Consider the following 17,561-nt stretch of genomic DNA (forward strand, 5'->3'; position numbering starts at 1 on the left):
CGGCGCGAGACGCGGCGCGCGGCGCAGCGGCCGGTACGCGACCCGCTCGATCGTGTAGCCCACGCACGCGCAGACGACGGCGGCGATGCCAAGGCCGATCGTCAGCGTCGCGACGTTGCCGAGTCCTGGGAAGTGGTTCTGCAGCACGGTGATCGCCGACAGGGCGACCATCGCGCCGATCATCAGCACGTCGCCGTGCGCGAAGTTGATGATGCCGAGAATGCCGTACACCATCGTGTAACCCAACGCGATGATGGCGTACACACTGCCGAGCACCAGCCCGTTGAGGATCTGCTGGACGAAAATATCCATTTAAAGCTCCTTGGCCCATGCTGCCGGAGGACGTTGCGCCCCGCGGGTAAGCGAGGAATCGCGCCTTCTCGGCGACACTGCGGGTACTAGTCGATACCGGTAAGGGTGGATCGCCCCGGCGCGCGCCGCCCGGCCTGTACGGCCGGACCTGCCGCCGGAACGGATACAGAAACGACACCGCACTGTTCCGGTGCCATCATGAGTCCCGTCGCTAAATCGTCACGACATCGAGGACGGTGTACTTGGCCTCCTTGAAGTCGTAGGGCAGCGTGCCGCAACGGCCGGTGTCCGGTTGCCCGAACGCCATGCCTTTTTCCGTCCGGGCCGGGACGAACCCCGCGTCCGGGCAGATCAGGTTCCGCGCCGCGTCGCCCGCGGGCTCGACCACCTTGACGGCGCACATGCCGATGTCGCCAAGGGTTTGCGCTCCGATGCCGGACGCCGTCGCCTGCGGTGCAAGCGGGCCGTCCGCCGCCGCCCGCGCGGCGCCCGAACCGGCATCGCGAAGGTGGCGCCCGACTTTCGTCAGGACTGCGTCGGAATCCGTGAAACGAAGCAGACCGCCCGCCGCGACGCGATGGGTCGCGGCGACACGCTGTTTCGTCGAATCGAAATGAAAGGGAATCAGTGACATCTGCACGTCGCCTGCGTTGCCCCGAAACCCGGGCGCCCGCCGTGCGGCGCGCCCTGCTGCTGCCGCATCATGGCCGGCGGCTCGTTGTCGGGCAATCAGCTTGCCCGTCGCCCGGTCGATGGCAGCGCCGCCGGCGCGTGCTGCCCGCCGTGCCGAATGCATGCCGATCTTCGGGCCCTGCGCGTTGAATTCCTCGATCGCCAAACGTGCCCCGTTGTCCTTGTCACTGTCCGATTGCGCAATGCGGCACACCGACCGCGCCGCACGACCGGGTCCGGCAGCGCGCACGTCGCTGGCCGCCGGTACTGCGGGTGCCGCAGTCTCCCTGCCCGCCTCGTCGTCGCTCTTTTTGCTACAGCCGGCAAGCATTGCAACCGGTGCGGCGACGGACATGGCGTCAGCCAACTTCACATGCATCGAGTAGGTCTCCCGCGCCTTGCCAAAACCCGATTTCAAAGCCATTCCGGCCTGAAAACGGGCGCATTGTAACTCCATTTATAGGCCGCCAATAATCCTGATTCGATGGGGTTTTCCTGCATTGCAACCAATTTTGAGAAGCGGCTACGCGCAGCAATAGCAACCGGGTTGCACCATTGCTGTGAACAATGGTTGCATCTCGTTTTCGCGACGCAAAAAAAAGCGCGCCGGGAGGCGCGCTTCGGGGGTATCGCGGGTGCGATGCGGCAATCAGGCGGCGGGCGGCAGGTTGAGCCCGCGCGGCAGCGGAAACGACACGTTTTCCTCGATGCCGTCGAGGGCGCGGACATTGCGCACGCCGAGCTCGCGCAGCCGCGCGATCACGGCCTGGGCGAGCACTTCCGGCGCCGATGCGCCGGCCGTCACGCCGATGCGGCGCTTGCCCGCGACCCAGGCCGGATCGATCTGGTCGGGTGCGTCGACCATGTACGCGGCCACGCCGCGCTTCTCGGCCACTTCGCGCAGGCGGCTCGAGTTCGAGCTGTTCGGGCTGCCGACGACGATCACGACGTCGCACTGCGGCGCCATGAACTTCACCGCATCCTGGCGGTTCTGCGTCGCGTAGCAGATGTCCTGCTTCTTCGGCTCGCGGATCTTCGGATACTTCGCCTTCAGCGCGCCGATGATCTCGGCCGCGTCGTCGACGGACAGCGTCGTCTGCGTGACGAGCGCGATGCGCTCGGGATCGGCGAGTGCGAGCTTCTGCACGTCCTCGACGCTTTCGACGAGATGCATGCCGCGCTCGACCTGCCCCATCGTGCCTTCGACTTCCGGGTGGCCCTTGTGGCCGATCATCACGATGTCGACGCCGTCCTGGCGCATCTTCGCCACTTCGACGTGCACCTTCGTGACGAGCGGGCAGGTTGCGTCGTAAATACGCAACCCGCGCACGTCCGCCTCGTCGCGCACGGCCTTCGACACGCCGTGCGCGCTGAAGATCACGGTGTTGCCGGCCGGCACTTCCTCGAGTTCCTCGACGAAGATCGCGCCTTTCTTCTTCAGATCCTCGACCACGTACTTGTTGTGGACGATCTCGTGACGGACGTAGATCGGCGCACCGTGCATCGCGATCGCGCGCTCGACGATCTCGATTGCGCGATCGACCCCTGCGCAGAAGCCGCGCGGCTGGGCCAGCAGGATTTCGGCATCGGCGGCGACGGTCTGCCCGGACAGCGTATCGGTGGTGCTCATGATTACAGGATTCCGATGATTTTCACTTCGAACGTGAGCGCTTGGCCCGCGAGCGGATGATTGAAGTCGAACAGCGCCGAGGTTTCGCTGACTTCCTTCAGCACCCCTGCATAGCGGCCGCCGTCCGGCGCGTTGAATTCGATCAGCTCGCCCGGCGTGAAATCGTCGCCGACCATCCCGTTCTCGCGCAGCGTCGACAGCGTCACGCGCTGGAGCATGTCGGGATTGCGGGGACCGAACCCCTGCTCGGGCGTTAGCTGAAAAGTCGAATGGTCACCGACCCTGAGGCCGAGCAGAATCTGTTCCAGCGAGGGCGCCAGTTGCCCGGCGCCGAGCAGCAGCGTGGCGGGCTTGTCGGAGAAGGTGTTGACGATGTCGGCGCCGTCGGCCAGTGCCAGCCGGTAATGCAGCGTGACATGGGAACCGGGCTTCACTTCGGATAGATCGATGATGCTCATGAATGACTCGTGTTCGTCGGCGCCCGAACTGGCCGAAAGGCCCGGCGCAAAGCCAATATTGTAAGTCACCTGAGCGCGCAAGGCTGAAAGTGCGACGACGTCGCGCACACGGCCGCCGCCAATGGAGTTTCGATCATGCCGTCATCCTCTCTCGCCGTCGCGCCGGTCGAATGCCGCGACACCGCCGACCCACCGGCCGCTGCGCCGGGCCGCGTCGTCCCGATCCACCTGCGCAAGCGCCGCCCGGCCGACTGGCGCCCCGAGCGGCCGCGCGAACGGCTGCTGGAGCGCGGGCCCGCCGCGCTGACCGACGACGAGCTGATCGCGCTGCTGCTCGGCACGGGCAAGCCCGGGCATGATGTGTTCGTCACCGCCCGCGCGCTCGTCAGGCAGTTCGGCACGTTGCGCGGCCTGCTCGAGGCGACCTCCGGCGACTTCGAGATGCACCCCGGCATCGGTCCCGCGCGCTCCGCACGGCTCGTCGCGGTCACCGAGATCGCGCGGCGCATGCTGGAGGAGAAGGCGCACGCGCGCCTGCAGATCGATTCGCCCGGCGCCGTCGAGGATTGCCTGCGGCTGAAGATCGGCTCGCGCCCGCACGAAGTATTCATTGCGGTGTACCTCGACGCCCGCAACGGCCTGATCGACATGGAGGAAATCACGCGCGGCTCGCTGACGCGCATGGCCGTCTATCCGCGCGAGGTCGTGCGCCGCGCGCTGCAGCAGAACGCCGCGGCGCTGATCGTCGCGCACAATCATCCGTCGGGCGCGGTCCAGCCGAGCGCGGAGGACCGCCGCCTGACGCGGGTGCTGAAAGACGCGCTCCAACTCGTCGACGTGCGGCTGCTCGATCACGTCGTCGTCGGCACCAGCGATACATTTTCGTTCGCGCGCGCCGGTTGGCTGTAGACTGTGGCCCGGCGACCCGCCCCACGGGCGCCGCAACGACGATGCGAAATTGGGTTTGATTTTTCTGAACTTTTTCTGCTAGAATCGTCGTCTGTCTTTTTTCCAACCAGTTCTAGCCATCGAAGGGCCTTGTCTTTACAGGCTTCGGCGTTCTGAGTGCAGCCATGGATCACGTGGCAGTACGATGGAACCTTCATCGGCGATCGAACCCCGAATTTAGCGTATTAGGAGTGCTCTCATGGCACGCGTATGCCAAGTAACTGGGAAAGCGCCGATGAGCGGCAACAACGTTTCCCACGCCAACAACAAGACGAAGCGCCGCTTCCTGCCGAACCTGCAAAACCGCCGGTTCTGGGTGGAGAGCGAAAACCGCTGGGTGCGCCTGCGCGTCTCGAACGCCGGCCTGCGCCTGATCGACAAGAACGGCATCGATTCCGTGCTCGCTGACCTGCGCGCACGCGGCGAAGCCTAAGCCCAAGGAGCACAATCATGGCAAAAGGCGCACGCGACAAGATCAAGCTTGAGTCGACCGCTGGTACGGGTCACTTCTACACGACCACGAAGAACAAGCGCAACATGCCGGAAAAGATGGCGATCAAGAAGTTCGATCCCGTCGTCCGCAAGCATGTGGAATACAAAGAAACCAAGATCAAGTAATCTCCGGTTTCTGCCAGCCTGACGGCGACCGAAAAGCCCCGCACATGCGGGGCTTTTTGTTTTGCGCGGTTTCGCGCGCACGCTCGGGCCCGACGCGGTATGCTCTCCCCTTTCCGCGGCCAAGGTCGACGGAACGCACAAGATCTAAAGCGTAACGATGGAGATGCAGCATGAAATTCGACGTGGCGATCGTCGGCAGCGGCCTGGCAGGGCTGTCGGTCGCACTCAACCTGGCCAGCACGCGACGTGTCGCGCTGATCGCGAAACGTTCGATGATGGAGGGGGCAAGCGATAACGCGCAAGGCGGCATCGCGGCCGTCCTCGATTCGGCGGACAGCATCGAGAACCACGTCGACGACACGCTGGTCGCCGGCGGCGGGCTGTGCGACGAAGGCGCGACGCGCTACATCGTCGAGCATGGCCGCGAAGCGATCGAATGGCTGATCTCCCAGGGCGTGCCGTTCACGAAGGACGATGCGGCCGAACTCGGTTTCCACCTGACGCGCGAAGGCGGCCACAGCCACCGCCGGATCATCCACGCGGCCGACGCAACCGGCCATGCGGTGCTCGCGACGCTGTCCGACCGCGCACGCCAGCATCCGAACATCACGTTCTTCGAAAACCACCATGCGATCGACCTGATCACGTCGGACCGGCTCGGGCTGCCCGGGCGCCGCTGTCACGGGCTGTATGCGCTCGACGTCGACAACGACCGCACGATCACGATCGAGGCGCCGCACACGGTGCTCGCGACCGGCGGCGCCGGCAAGGTCTACCTGTACACGACGAACCCCGACACCGCGACCGGCGACGGCATCGCGATGGCGTGGCGCGCGGGCTGCCGCGTGTCGAACATGGAATTCATCCAGTTCCACCCGACCTGCCTGTTCCATCCGTATGCGAAGTCGTTCCTGATTTCGGAGGCCGTGCGCGGCGAAGGCGGCCTGCTCAAGCTGCCGGACGGCACGCGCTTCATGCCCGCACACGATCCGCGCGCGGAACTCGCGCCGCGCGACATCGTCGCGCGCGCGATCGACTTCGAGATCAAGAAGCGCGGGATCGACTGCGTGTATCTCGACATCAGCCACCAGCCGGAAGCGTTCCTGCGCGAGCACTTCCCGACGATCCATGCGCGCTGCCTCGAATTCGGCATCGACATCGCGAAGCAGCCGATTCCGGTCGTGCCGGCCGCGCACTACACGTGCGGCGGCGTCGTCACCGATCTCGCGGGGCGCACCGATCTCGCGGGCCTGTATGCGGTCGGCGAGACGTCGTACACGGGGCTGCACGGCGCGAACCGGCTCGCGAGCAATTCGCTGCTCGAATGCCTCGTGATCGGCCGCGCGGCGGCCGAGGCGATCGAAGCGGCCGGCTTCGACGCAGCAACGCCGGCCAAGCTGCCCGCATGGGACGAAAGCCGCGTGTCGGATGCGGACGAGGAAGTCGTCGTCGCGCACAACTGGGACGAACTGCGCCGGCTGATGTGGAACTATGTCGGCATCGTGCGCACCGACAAGCGTCTCGAGCGCGCGAAGCACCGCTTGTCGCTGCTGCGCGACGAGATCCACGAGTACTACGCGAACTTCCGCGTGACGCGCGACCTGCTCGAGCTGCGCAATCTCGTCGACGTCGCGACGCTGATCGTGAAGAGCGCGTACTCGCGCCGCGAAAGCCGTGGGCTGCACTACAGCCGCGACTGGCCGCACACGCTGCCGAAGGCGCTGCCGAGCGTGCTCACGCCCCGCTCGCGCCGCTGACCGGTACGCCCTTCCCGGCTGCCGCCGCACAAAAAAAGCCGCTGGCGTCACGCGCGCCAGCGGCTTTTTTCGTCAGACGGTATGTCGTGCGGTCAGTCGACGATCCGCATCGAGTAGTCGGTCGCGCGCACGTCCTTCGTCAGCGCGCCGATCGAGATACGGTCGACGCCCGTCTCCGCGAACGTGCGCACCGTATCGAAATTGACACCGCCCGACACTTCGAGCACGGCCTTGCCGGACGCGATGCGCACTGCCTCGCGCATCATGTCGAGCGTGAAGTTGTCGAGCAGCACCGACTGCGCGCCATGCGCGAGCGCCGTATCGAGCTGCGCGAGCGTCTCGACTTCGACCTGCACCGGCACGCCTGATTCGAGCGCGAACGCCGCATCGAGCGCTTCGCCGACACCGCCGGCAGCCGCGATGTGGTTTTCCTTGATCAGGATGCCGTCGTACAGCGCCAGACGCTGGTTCTCGCCGCCGCCGACCCGCACCGCGTACTTCTGCGCGAGCCGCAGGCCCGGCAGCGTCTTGCGCGTATCGAGGATCTTCGTGCGCGTGCCTTCGACGCGATCGACGTAACGACGCGTCGCGCTCGCGACGCCCGACAGCAGCTGCAGGAAGTTCAGTCCGTTGCGCTCGGCCGTCAACAGTGCGCGCGCCGGCCCTTCGAGTTCGCAGACGGTCGAATCCGGCGTCATCCGGTCGCCTTCGCGATAGCGCCACTGCACGAGGATCGACGGATCGATTCGCGCGATGACGGCCTCGAACCACGGCACGCCGCACAACACGGCTTCCTCGCGCACGATGATGCGCGCACGGCGCCGCTCGCCGGCCGGCACGAGCCGCCCGGTCTGGTCGCCGGTGCCGACGTCTTCGGCGATCGCATCGGCGACGTTGCGCGCGATCGCTTCGTCGAACGCCGCGCCGTATTGTGCGCGGACGGCTTCGAACAGCGGAGAGACTGCGCCGGTCATGCAGCCCCCACGTTCGCGAACAGTTGCTGATCGCGCTGCAGATCGCCGCTCGCTTGCACGCGCTTCTTGTGCGCCGCGGCGAAATCGAGCATCCGGTCGATCGGCAGACGCGCGCGCGCGCCGATCGCCGGATCGACGAAGATCTCGTTGTGACCGCGCTCGAGCACGTCGGCGAGGTTCGCGAGGCCGTTCATCGCCATCCACGGGCAATGCGCGCAGCTCTTGCAAGTCGCGCTGTTGCCGGCCGTGGGCGCGGCGATGAAGGTCTTGCCGGGCGCCGCGAGCTGCATCTTGTGCAGGATGCCGAGGTCGGTCGCGACGATGAAGTGCGTCGCGTCGAGCTTCACGGCGGCATCGATCAGCTGCGTCGTCGAGCCGACGACGTCCGCCTGCGCGACGACGTTTTCCGGCGACTCCGGATGCACGAGCACCTTCGCGTCCGGATATTCGGCACGCAGCAGGTCGAGCTCGATGCCCTTGAATTCGTCGTGGACGAGGCACGAACCCTGCCACAGCAGCATGTCCGCGCCGGTTTTCTTCTGGATGTAGCTGCCGAGATGGCGATCCGGTGCCCAGATGATCTTCTCGCCCCGCGCGTGCAGGTCCGCGACGATTTCGAGGCCGATCGACGACGTGACCATCCAGTCCGCGCGGGCCTTCACGGCGGCGCTGGTGTTCGCGTAGACGACGACGGTGCGGTCGGGATGCGCATCGCAGAACGCGGAGAATTCGTCGATCGGGCAACCGAGATCGAGCGAGCAGGTCGCGTCGAGATCGGGCATCAGTACGCGTTTGCCGGGGCTCAGGATCTTCGCGGTTTCGCCCATGAAGCGTACGCCGGCGACGACGAGCGTCTGCGCGTCGTGGTCGCGGCCGAAACGGGCCATTTCGAGCGAATCGGCGACGCAGCCGCCGGTTTCGTCCGCCAGTTCCTGCAGCTCGGCATCCACGTAGTAGTGAGCGACGAGCACGGCCTTTTCACGTGCGAGCAGCGCCTTGATGCGCGCCTTCAGTGCGGCGCGTTCTTCGGCGGACGGCGCCTCGGGCACTTTGGCCCACGCCTGGCCTACCCCACAGACGGTTCCCGCCGAGACCGGCCGGTCGTACTCGACGGGTTTGATCGTCGATTGCATCTCCATATCTCCTGTCGACCCGAGTTAGCGCTAAAGCGCTTACTCGGGTCCCATGCTTCACGGTCGGCCCGAGTTGGCACTTTAGCGCTTTTGCTCCAGCCCATCCCTGCGCTCGCTCCGGGGCGCCACGTCAGCGCTGCCCCGAGCCTCATACGAATTCCGGCGCTTCCGGTCGCCCTTCGAAAACCGGCCGCCCAAATGAAAAAACCCCGCCAACGCGGGGTTTGTGACGTCCTGAGATTCTAATCGATTTCGAATCAGGCGTAGCGACGCAGGCGCGTCGCGAATTCCTGCAGCGCCTTGATGCCGCTTTGTTCCGCGCGATGGCACCAATCCTGCAATTGCGCGAGCAGCTGTTCGCGCGAAGCGGTCGAGCGATCCCAGATCGCGGCCAGATCCTGGCGCAGCTGGAAGTACGTGTGCAGCTTCTGGCTGTTCGCGAAGATCTCCGGCAGCAGCTTCTTCTGCGGTTCGTCGAGGCCGTCGGCGTCCTTGTGGAACCACTTGCGCGCGCCGCGCATCAGCTGGTACTTCTCGCTCGAACCGAGTTCCTTCAGGTGCGCGAGCTCCTGACGATAGGCACGCTTCACGGCCTTGCCGTAGCGCGCCATCACTTCGTAGCGGTTCGACAGCACGGCCTGCAGCGTTTCCTGGTCGAGCACCGTCTTCGGCTTGTTCAGGCGCGGCGTCGGTGCAACCTTCTTCACCTTCGCGAGACCGAATGCCGACATGATGCGGATGTACATCCAGCCGATGTCGAACTCGTACCACTTGTTCGACAGCTTCGCCGACGTCGCGAACGTGTGGTGGTTGTTGTGCAGCTCTTCGCCGCCGATCACGATGCCCCACGGGAACAGGTTCGTGCTCGCATCGGCCGAGTTGAAGTTGCGGTAGCCCCAGAAGTGACCGAAGCCGTTCACGACACCCGCGGCCCAGAACGGAATCCAGACCATCTGCACGGCCCACACGGTCAGGCCGAGCACGCCGAACAGCGCGACGTCGATCACCATCATCAGGCTCACGCCGAGGATCGGGTACTTCGAGTACACGTTGCGCTCGATCCAGTCATTCGGCGTGCCGTGGCTGAACTTGCGCATCGTTTCTTCGTTCTTCGCTTCCGCGCGATACAGCTCGGCGCCTTCGAGGAACACCTTCCAGATGCCGCGCGTCTGCGGGCTGTGCGGATCTTCCTCGGTTTCGCACTTCGCGTGGTGCTTGCGATGGATCGCGGCCCACTGGCCCGTCAGCATGCCGGTCGTCATCCACAGCCAGGCGCGGAAGAAGTGACTCGCGATCGGGTGCAGCTCCAGCGCGCGGTGCGCCTGGCAGCGGTGCAGGTAGACCGTCACGCCGATGATCGTGACGTGCGTGACGGCAAGCGCGAACAGCGCGACCTGCCACCACGAAAAGCGCAGGAGCCCGTGGGAAAGAAAATCGAGCAGGGAATTCAACAAGGCAGTTACCTGTGGTGAGAGCGATGCCGGCGCAGGCCGACGTCATAAAAATGAAAGCATACCGCGTGTAGACCGGAATTCTACTTCAACCGTTCCAAGTCTTTGTAAAAAATGAATATTCTCTTGTCTTGACGCAACGCAAACAGTCCATCGGCGGACCGGGAAAGGCGCGCGATCCGGTTCTGGCCGCGGGCCCCGTCCGATTCGCGCCGTCGGCCGCATCTACGCGGCCGACGCCCGCCCGTCCACCGATCGGCCATCGGCCACGGGCACGCCCTCGGCGACCACGCCGGTCGCGGCGAACCCCTCCGGCAAACCGACCACGCGCACTTCGCGCTGCGGGAACGGAATCGAGATCCCGTGCTCGCCGAACAGCCGCCAGATGTTGCGGTTCACGGACGAACGCACGCCCGACGTGCCCTTCGCCGCATCCTCGATCCAGAAGCCGAGCTCCAGGTCGATCCCGTCCGCGCCGAAGCTGACCAGATACGGCGTCGGCGCCGGCTCAGCGAGCACGCGCGGCACGCCCTTCGCGGCTTCCGCGAGCACCGCGAGCGCCTGCTCGACGTCGCTGGTATAAGCAATCTGCACGGCGACCTTCGCGTAGCCGCGCGTCAGGTACGACGACTGATTCTGCACGACGTCGGTGATCAGCTTCTCGTTCGGGATCAGCGTCTCGTTGCCGTCGAGGCCGCGCACGACCGTATAGCGCGTGCGGATCTGCGTGACGACGCCCTGGAGCCCGCCGACGCTGATCGCGTCGCCGAGCCGCAGCGAACGGTCGAGCAGGATGATGAAGCCCGACACGTAGTTGCTGGCGATCTTCTGCAGCCCGAAGCCGAGACCGACACCGACCGCGCCGCCGAACACGCCGAGCACCGTCACGTCGATGCCGACGAGCGACAGCCCGATCAGGATCGCCGCGAACACGAGCAGCGCGCGGCCGATCCGCGACATCACGACCTTCAGGTTCGCGTCGAGCGTGGTGGCGCGCGCGAGGCGCTCCTCGAGCACCGAGCCGAGCCACATCGCGACCATCAGCGTCACGCACACCCACAGCGCGCCGGAGATCACCGACAGCAGCGTGAGGTGCGCATTCGCGACGCGGAACTGCACGCTGTCGAGCCACGCGATCACGTCGCGCTGGATCCCGAGCACCGTCAGCACCATCGCCGCCCACACGATCACCGACACGATCTTCTCGACGATCGACAGCCACGCATGCGTGTGGCCGTCGCGGGCGAACACGCGCCGCGCGAAGAAGAACAGCACGTAGATCAGCCCGATGCCGAACAGCGGCACGAGCGCGAGCGACAGCAGCGACGTCGACATGAACGGGTCGAACCCGAGCTGCGCGGCCAGCACGAACAGCCCGCCGAACAGCGGGAACAGCGCGCGCTTCAGGCTCTGCGCCCCGGCGCCCGGCATCCGGCCGGCGGCGCGTCGGCGCGCGTCGATGCGGCCGTGCACGAAGCGCGCGGCAACCCATGCGAAACACAGCGCGCCGACGAGGATCGCCGCCTGCCAGATCATCACCGGCTGGTTGAAGTCGCGGATCACCGACGCGAGCCGGTGCGACAGCAGGCGGTTCTGCAGATTCTCCATCGTCCGTGCGCCCCGCCGTTACTGCGCGGCGCGCCGTTCCAGCACCGCGGCGAAGAAGCCGTCGGTCGCATGGCGGTGCGGCCACAGCGACAGGTAATCGCCGGTCTCGAGTTCGATGCGCTGGTCGGCCAGCACCTTCTGCGCGGGCACCAGCACGAAGTCCGGATGGTCGGCGAGGAACTGCTCGACGATCGCCTCGTTTTCCGCGTCGAGCACGCTGCAGGTCGCGTACACGAGCCGGCCACCCTTCTTCACGAGACGCGCGGCGCTCGCGAGGATCGACGCCTGCTTCGGCGTGAGTTCCTCGATCGACGTGCGCGTCTGGCGCCACTTTAGGTCGGGGTTGCGGCGCAGCGTGCCGAGGCCGCTGCACGGCGCATCGACCAGCACGCGGTCGATCTTGCCCGCGAGCCGCTTGATCTTCGCGTCGTGCTCGCTGTCGATCAGCACCGGGTTCACGTTCGACAGCCCGCTGCGCGCGAGGCGCGGCTTCAGCTTCGTGAGGCGCTTTTCCGACACGTCGAACGCATAAAGGCGCCCGGTCGAGCGCATCATCGCGCCGAGCGCGAGCGTCTTGCCGCCGGCGCCCGCGCAGAAATCGACGACCATCTCGCCGCGGCGCGGCGCGACCAGCGAGCACAGCAGCTGGCTGCCTTCGTCCTGCACCTCGATCTGGCCTTCCTCGAACAGCTTCAGACGCGTGAGCGCCGGCTTGCCGACGACGCGCACGCCTTGCGGCGCGAACGGCGTCTCGCCCGCGTCAATGCCGTTCGCGCGCAGCGCGTCGATCACCTGGTCGCGCGTCGCCTTCTGCGCGTTGGCGCGCAGGTCGAGCGGCGCCGGGTAGTTCAGCGCGGCGGCGAGCTGCGCGAGTTCCTCTGCGTCGAAACGGGCGGACAGCGCCTGGTAGATCCAGTCGGGCAGGTTCGTGCGCACGCGCACCGGCAGGCTCGCCGGATCGATCTTCGACACGTGCTCGAGCCACGCGGCCTCGGTGTCCGACACGAACGGCTTCAGCGCATTGCGGCCGAGCGTCTGCATCAGGCCGAGCAGCGTCAGGCGCCGCGCGGGGCTGCCCGTGCCGCTCTCGGCGAGGTGCGAGAACTCCATCTTGCGGCGCAGCACCGCGAACACCGCCTCGGCGATCACGCCGCGCTCGGCGTGGCCGAGCTTCGGGTGCGCACGGAAGAACCGGCTCGTCGTCGCGTCGGCGGGGCCGGTGAACTTCAGCACCTCGGCCAGCAAGGTCTCGGTCTGGCCAATCAGGAATCCGTGCAGCTTCATACGCCCTCGCTCGTTTCGGTATGCGGTTGATCCGCGAAAATCCAGCGCGCCTCTTCCGGCGCGACCACTGCCCTGCCGTTCTCGAGGCGCAGGCGCCCCTCGACGAACCAGCGGACCGCACGCGGATACAGCACGTGCTCGACCGTCAGCACGCGCCGCGCGAGCGCGGCCGCGTCGTCGCCCGCGCGCACGGGCACCGCGCCCTGCGCGACGATCGCACCGCTGTCGAGTTCGGGAATCACGAAATGCACGCTCGCGCCATGCAGCGCGACGCCGGCATCCAGCGCCTGCTGGTGCGTGTGGATGCCCTTGAAGCTCGGCAGCAGCGACGGGTGGATGTTCAGCAACCGGCCCTCATATCGTCTGACGAAATCGGGCGTCAGGATGCGCATGAAGCCGGCAAGCACGACGAGATCGGGCGCGAAGCGGTCGATCTCGGCGGCGAGCGCCGCGTCGAAGCTGTCACGGCCGTCGAACGAACGATGGTCGACCACCGCGGTCGCCACCCCGTGCGACGCGGCAAAAGCCAGGCCGGCCGCGTCGGGCCGGTTGGCGATCACGGCGGCGACCTCGGCCGGCCAGCGTTCCTGCGCGCACGCGCGGACGATGGCCTCCATGTTGCTGCCGCGACCGGAAATCAGGATCACGAGTTTTTTCATCCGCGAATTTTACCATTCGCCCCCGCGTTTCCCCCCTTCTCGGCCGCCGGGCCGCCCGAACGTTTATAATCTTCTGCTTTGCGGCATCCCACCGCCCATTCCCCGACGCTGCATCCGCTATCGTGAAAGTCTTCCGCGGCCTGCCCAACGCCGAGAGCCGCGCGCCGTGCGCGCTGACGATCGGCAACTTCGACGGTGTCCATCGCGGCCACCAGGCCCTGCTCGCGCGCGTGCGCGCGGCAGCGGACGCGCGCGGCCTGCCCGTGTGCGTGATGACCTTCGAGCCGCACCCGCGGGAATTCTTCAACCCGGCCGGCGCGCCGCCGCGCATCGCGATGCTGCGCGACAAGCTGGAAGCGCTGCGCGAGCACGGGGTCGACCGCGTCGTCGTCGAGCACTTCAACCATACGTTCGCAAGCCAGTCGCCGCAGGCGTTCGTCGAGCGCACGCTGGTGAACGGGCTGCACACGCGCTGGATGATGGTCGGCGACGATTTCTGCTACGGCGCGAAGCGCGCGGGCACCTTCGACACGCTGAAGGCGGCCGGCGAGCAGTACGGCTTCGAGGTCGAGCAGATGGGCACGGTCGCCGGCAGCGACGGCACGCGCATCTCCAGCTCGGGCGTGCGCGCCGCGCTCGCGGCGGGCGATCTCGACGCGGCCGCGCAGGCGCTCGGCCACGGCTACGCGATCAGCGGCCACGTCGCGCACGGGCTGAAGCTCGGCCGCGACCTCGGCTTCCCGACCCTGAACCTGCCGATCGCGCACAAGCGGCCGGCGCTCGCGGGCATCTTCGTCGTGCAGGTGCACGGCCTGGGCCCCGCCCCGCTGCCGGGCGTCGCGAGCCTCGGGCTGCGCCCGACCGTCGACGATTCCGGCCGCGTGCTGCTCGAAGTCCACCTGCTCGACTGGCACGGCGACGCGTACGGCAAGCTCATCCGCGTCGAATTCCTGAAGAAGCTGCGCGACGAGGCGAAGTTCGACGATCTCGAGGCGCTGTCGCGCGCGATCGCGCTGGACGTCGCGAATGCACGTGCGTACTTCGTCGAGCGCGACCGCGCGCCGGGCAGCCGCACGACCGGCTTCTCGACCTCGGCGACCGACCGAATTAGCTGATCCGGCCGGCGGCGCCCCGCGCCGCACCCTCGCGCCGCCGACCCGCGCGCATCCCCGATTCACGACGCACGAGCGTCCCCCGATTTAGATAGCGATCCCATCATGAGCAACAAGAAAGCCGATTCGAAACCGCAGGCCAAGTATCCGGTCAACCTGCTCGACACGCCGTTCCCGATGCGCGGCGACCTGCCCAAGCGCGAGCCGCAGTGGGTCAAGGAATGGGAGGAGCGCGGCATCTACGAGAAGATCCGCGCGGCCAGCCAGGGCCGGCCGAAGTTCATCCTGCACGACGGCCCCCCGTATGCGAACGGCGACATCCACCTCGGTCACGCGGTCAACAAGATCCTGAAGGACATCGTCGTCAAGTCGCGCAACATGGCCGGCTTCGACGCGCCGTACGTGCCGGGCTGGGATTGCCACGGCATGCCGATCGAGATCCAGATCGAGAAGCAGTTCGGCAAGTCGCTGCCGGCGGCCGAAGTGATGAGCAAGGCGCGCGCGTACGCGACCGAGCAGATCGAGAAGCAGAAGGTCGGCTTCAAGCGTCTCGGCGTGCTCGGCGACTGGGCGAACCCGTACAAGACGATGAACTTCGTCAACGAGGCGGAAGAGATCCGCGCGCTCGGCAAGATCATCGAGAAGGGCTACGTGTATCGCGGGCTGAAGCCGGTGAACTGGTGCTTCGACTGCGGCTCGGCACTCGCCGAGGCGGAAGTCGAGTACAAGGATCGCACCGACCCGACGATCGACGTGATGTTCGCGTTCGCGGAACCGGAAAAGACCGCGCAGGCGTTCGGCCTGCCGGCACTGCCGCGCGCCGAGGGCGGCATCGTGATCTGGACCACCACGCCGTGGACGATCCCCGCCAACCAGGCGCTGAACCTCCATCCGGAAATCGTCTACGCGCTGGTCGACACCGAGCGCGGGCTGCTGATCATCGCGGAAGAGCGTGTCGAAGCCTGCATGGCCGATTTCAAGCTGACCGGCCGCGTCGTCGCGACCGCGCCGGGCGTGAAGCTCGCGAACCTGCGCTTCCACCACCCGCTCGCATCGGCCCACCCCGGCTACAAGCGCACCGCGCCCGTCTACCTCGGCGACTACGTGACGACCGACACCGGTACCGGCGTCGTGCACTCGTCGCCCGCCTACGGCATCGAGGACTTCCAGTCGTGCAAGGCGCACGGGATGACCGACTCGGACATCATCAACCCGGTGATGGGCGACGGCCGCTACATCGAATCGCTGCCGCTGTTCGGCGGCCTGTCGATCTGGGACGCGAACCCGAAGGTCGTCGACGCGCTGCGCGAGGCCGGCTCGCTGCTGCGCAGCGAGCACTACAAGCACAGCTACATGCACTGCTGGCGTCACAAGACGGCGATCATTTACCGTGCGACGTCGCAGTGGTTCGCCGGCATGGACGTGACGCCGCGCGACGGCGGCAAGACGCTGCGCGAAACCGCGCTCGAAGGCATCGACGCCACCGCGTTCTACCCGTCGTGGGGCAAGCAGCGCCTGTTCAGCATGATCGCGAACCGTCCCGACTGGACGCTGTCGCGCCAGCGCCAATGGGGCGTGCCGATGGCGTTCTTCGTGCACAAGGAAACCGGCGAGCTGCACCCGCGCACGCTCGAGCTGCTCGAGGAAGTCGCGAAGCGCGTCGAGCAGTCGGGCATCGAGGCGTGGCAGACGCTCGATCCGCGCGAGCTGATCGGCGACGACGCGAACCTGTACGAAAAGAACCGCGACACGCTCGACGTGTGGTTCGACTCGGGCACGACGCACTGGCACGTGCTGCGCGGCTCGCACAAGGATCAGCTGCAGTTCCCGGCCGACCTGTACCTCGAAGGCTCGGACCAGCACCGCGGCTGGTTCCACTCGTCGCTGCTGACCGCATCGATGATCGACGGCCGCGCGCCGTACAAGGGCCTGCTCACGCACGGCTTCACGGTCGACGGCGAAGGCCGCAAGATGAGCAAGTCGCTCGGCAACGGCATCGACCCGCATGAAGTCGCGAACCGTCTCGGCGCCGAAATCATCCGCCTGTGGATCGCGTCGACCGACTACTCGGGCGAACTCGCGATCTCCGAGGAAATCCTGAAGCGCGTGACCGAAGGCTATCGCCGCATCCGCAACACGCTGCGCTTCCTGCTCGCGAACCTGTCGGACTTCGACTTCGCGCAGCACGCGGTGCCGGTCGACGAATGGCTCGAGATCGACCGCTACGCGGTCGCGTTCTCCGCGCAACTGCAGACGGAACTGCTCGGCCACTACGAGAAGTACGAATTCCACCCGGTCGTCGCGAAGCTGCAGACGTACTGCTCGGAAGACCTCGGCGGCTTCTACCTCGACGTGCTGAAGGACCGCCTGTACACGAGCGCGGCCGATTCGCGCGCACGCCGCTCCGCGCAGACCGCGCTGTACCACCTGACGCACGGGCTGCTGCGCGTGCTCGCGCCGTTCCTGTCGTTCACCGCGGAAGAAGCGTGGAAGGTGTTCCAGCCGGCCAGCGACACCGTGTTCACGGAAACCTACTACGCGTATCCGGAAGTCGCCGGCGCGGCCGCGCTGATCGAGAAGTGGGCGCTGCTGCGCGACGTGCGCGGCAACGTGACGAAGGCGCTCGAGGAAGCCCGCACCGCGAACCGCATCGGCTCGTCGCTGCAGGCCGAAGTGGCCGTGCACGCGAGCGGCGCGCGCTACGACGCGCTGACGAGCCTCGGCGACGACCTGAAGTTCGTGCTGATCACGTCGGCGGCAACGGTCGTGAAGGTCGACGACGAAGCGCAGGAAAGCGTCGACGTGGCCGCGTCGAAGTACCAGAAGTGCGAACGCTGCTGGCACTACCGCGAGGACGTCGGCGCGCACGCCGATCATCCGACGCTGTGCGGCCGCTGCTTCTCGAACCTGTTTGAAAACGGCGAAATCCGGAGCGCTGCGTAAAT

At 66.7% G+C, this 17,561-nt stretch carries 16 protein-coding genes; 6 read left to right on the forward strand and 10 right to left on the reverse strand.

The features are described from left to right. The 4 genes from U4012_RS13085 to U4012_RS13100 form a co-directional block, all read right to left on the reverse strand. The coding region (locus U4012_RS13085; protein ID WP_409364212.1) for a branched-chain amino acid ABC transporter permease at positions 1-312 on the reverse strand (312 nt) is incomplete at its 3' end. A gap of 211 nt (positions 313-523) precedes the next feature. Continuing rightward, positions 524-1,363 carry a branched-chain amino acid ABC transporter gene (locus U4012_RS13090; protein WP_321799420.1) on the reverse strand — a complete coding sequence of 280 codons (840 nt, stop codon included), beginning with the start codon at positions 1,361-1,363 and terminating at the stop codon, positions 524-526. Between the two features lie 270 nt (positions 1,364-1,633). After that, complete coding sequence (ispH, locus tag U4012_RS13095) at positions 1,634-2,614, reverse strand: 4-hydroxy-3-methylbut-2-enyl diphosphate reductase (protein WP_044845600.1); 981 nt, start codon at positions 2,612-2,614, stop codon at positions 1,634-1,636. 2 nt (positions 2,615-2,616) lie between these two features. Beyond that, positions 2,617-3,072: an FKBP-type peptidyl-prolyl cis-trans isomerase gene (locus U4012_RS13100; protein ID WP_044845599.1), complete on the reverse strand. Its 456-nt coding sequence runs from the start codon at positions 3,070-3,072 to the stop codon at positions 2,617-2,619. A gap of 135 nt (positions 3,073-3,207) precedes the next feature. On the opposite strand from U4012_RS13100, the gene radC reads away from it, so the two are divergent. The 4 genes from radC to nadB all read left to right on the forward strand — a co-directional run bounded on the left by radC (position 3,208) and on the right by nadB (position 6,395). Then, complete coding sequence (radC, locus tag U4012_RS13105) at positions 3,208-3,981, forward strand: RadC family protein (RefSeq protein WP_321799064.1); 774 nt, start codon at positions 3,208-3,210, stop codon at positions 3,979-3,981. 238 nt (positions 3,982-4,219) lie between these two features. Further along, positions 4,220-4,453 (forward strand): 50S ribosomal protein L28, encoded by a 234-nt coding sequence (gene rpmB / locus U4012_RS13110; protein WP_004186391.1) that lies wholly within the window; start codon positions 4,220-4,222, stop codon positions 4,451-4,453. Between the two features lie 17 nt (positions 4,454-4,470). Further along, positions 4,471-4,638 (forward strand): 50S ribosomal protein L33, encoded by a 168-nt coding sequence (gene rpmG, locus U4012_RS13115; RefSeq protein WP_006478046.1) that lies wholly within the window; start codon positions 4,471-4,473, stop codon positions 4,636-4,638. Positions 4,639-4,808: 170 nt separating this feature from the next. Then, complete coding sequence (gene nadB / locus U4012_RS13120) at positions 4,809-6,395, forward strand: L-aspartate oxidase (protein WP_044845597.1); 1,587 nt, start codon at positions 4,809-4,811, stop codon at positions 6,393-6,395. A gap of 92 nt (positions 6,396-6,487) precedes the next feature. Here the strand turns inward: nadB and nadC are convergent, their stop codons facing one another. From nadC to purN, 6 genes are all read right to left on the reverse strand, one after another. Next, complete coding sequence (gene nadC / locus U4012_RS13125; RefSeq protein WP_321799066.1) at positions 6,488-7,369, reverse strand: carboxylating nicotinate-nucleotide diphosphorylase; 882 nt, start codon at positions 7,367-7,369, stop codon at positions 6,488-6,490. Then, a complete protein-coding gene (gene nadA, locus U4012_RS13130) occupies positions 7,366-8,502 on the reverse strand; it encodes a quinolinate synthase NadA (RefSeq protein ID WP_321799069.1) in 1,137 nt (378 codons plus the stop codon). The genes nadC and nadA overlap by 4 nt, the downstream gene beginning before the upstream one ends. A 257-nt stretch (positions 8,503-8,759) precedes the next feature. Beyond that, positions 8,760-9,956: an acyl-CoA desaturase gene (locus tag U4012_RS13135; RefSeq protein ID WP_124523871.1), complete on the reverse strand. Its 1,197-nt coding sequence runs from the start codon at positions 9,954-9,956 to the stop codon at positions 8,760-8,762. 222 nt (positions 9,957-10,178) lie between these two features. Further along, positions 10,179-11,561 carry a mechanosensitive ion channel family protein gene (locus U4012_RS13140; protein WP_124894230.1) on the reverse strand — a complete coding sequence of 461 codons (1,383 nt, stop codon included), beginning with the start codon at positions 11,559-11,561 and terminating at the stop codon, positions 10,179-10,181. An 18-nt stretch (positions 11,562-11,579) separates the two neighbouring features. Beyond that, positions 11,580-12,845, reverse strand: a complete 1,266-nt coding sequence (locus tag U4012_RS13145; RefSeq protein ID WP_044845593.1) for an RsmB/NOP family class I SAM-dependent RNA methyltransferase — start codon at positions 12,843-12,845, stop codon at positions 11,580-11,582. Then, positions 12,842-13,504, reverse strand: a complete 663-nt coding sequence (gene purN / locus U4012_RS13150; RefSeq protein WP_124663056.1) for a phosphoribosylglycinamide formyltransferase — start codon at positions 13,502-13,504, stop codon at positions 12,842-12,844. Before purN ends, U4012_RS13145 begins: the two co-directional genes overlap by 4 nt. A gap of 122 nt (positions 13,505-13,626) precedes the next feature. Here purN and U4012_RS13155 point away from each other — a divergent pair, with 122 nt between their 5' ends. Both U4012_RS13155 and ileS read left to right on the forward strand, forming a co-directional pair. Further along, positions 13,627-14,619 (forward strand): bifunctional riboflavin kinase/FAD synthetase, encoded by a 993-nt coding sequence (locus U4012_RS13155; RefSeq protein ID WP_044845591.1) that lies wholly within the window; start codon positions 13,627-13,629, stop codon positions 14,617-14,619. 102 nt (positions 14,620-14,721) lie between these two features. Beyond that, complete coding sequence (ileS, locus tag U4012_RS13160; protein WP_321799074.1) at positions 14,722-17,559, forward strand: isoleucine--tRNA ligase; 2,838 nt, start codon at positions 14,722-14,724, stop codon at positions 17,557-17,559. Positions 17,560-17,561: the final 2 nt, after the last annotated feature.

Origin of the sequence: Burkholderia sp. BCC1988 (genome assembly GCF_905339895.1) — a bacterium.
Lineage (GTDB): Bacteria > Pseudomonadota > Gammaproteobacteria > Burkholderiales > Burkholderiaceae > Burkholderia.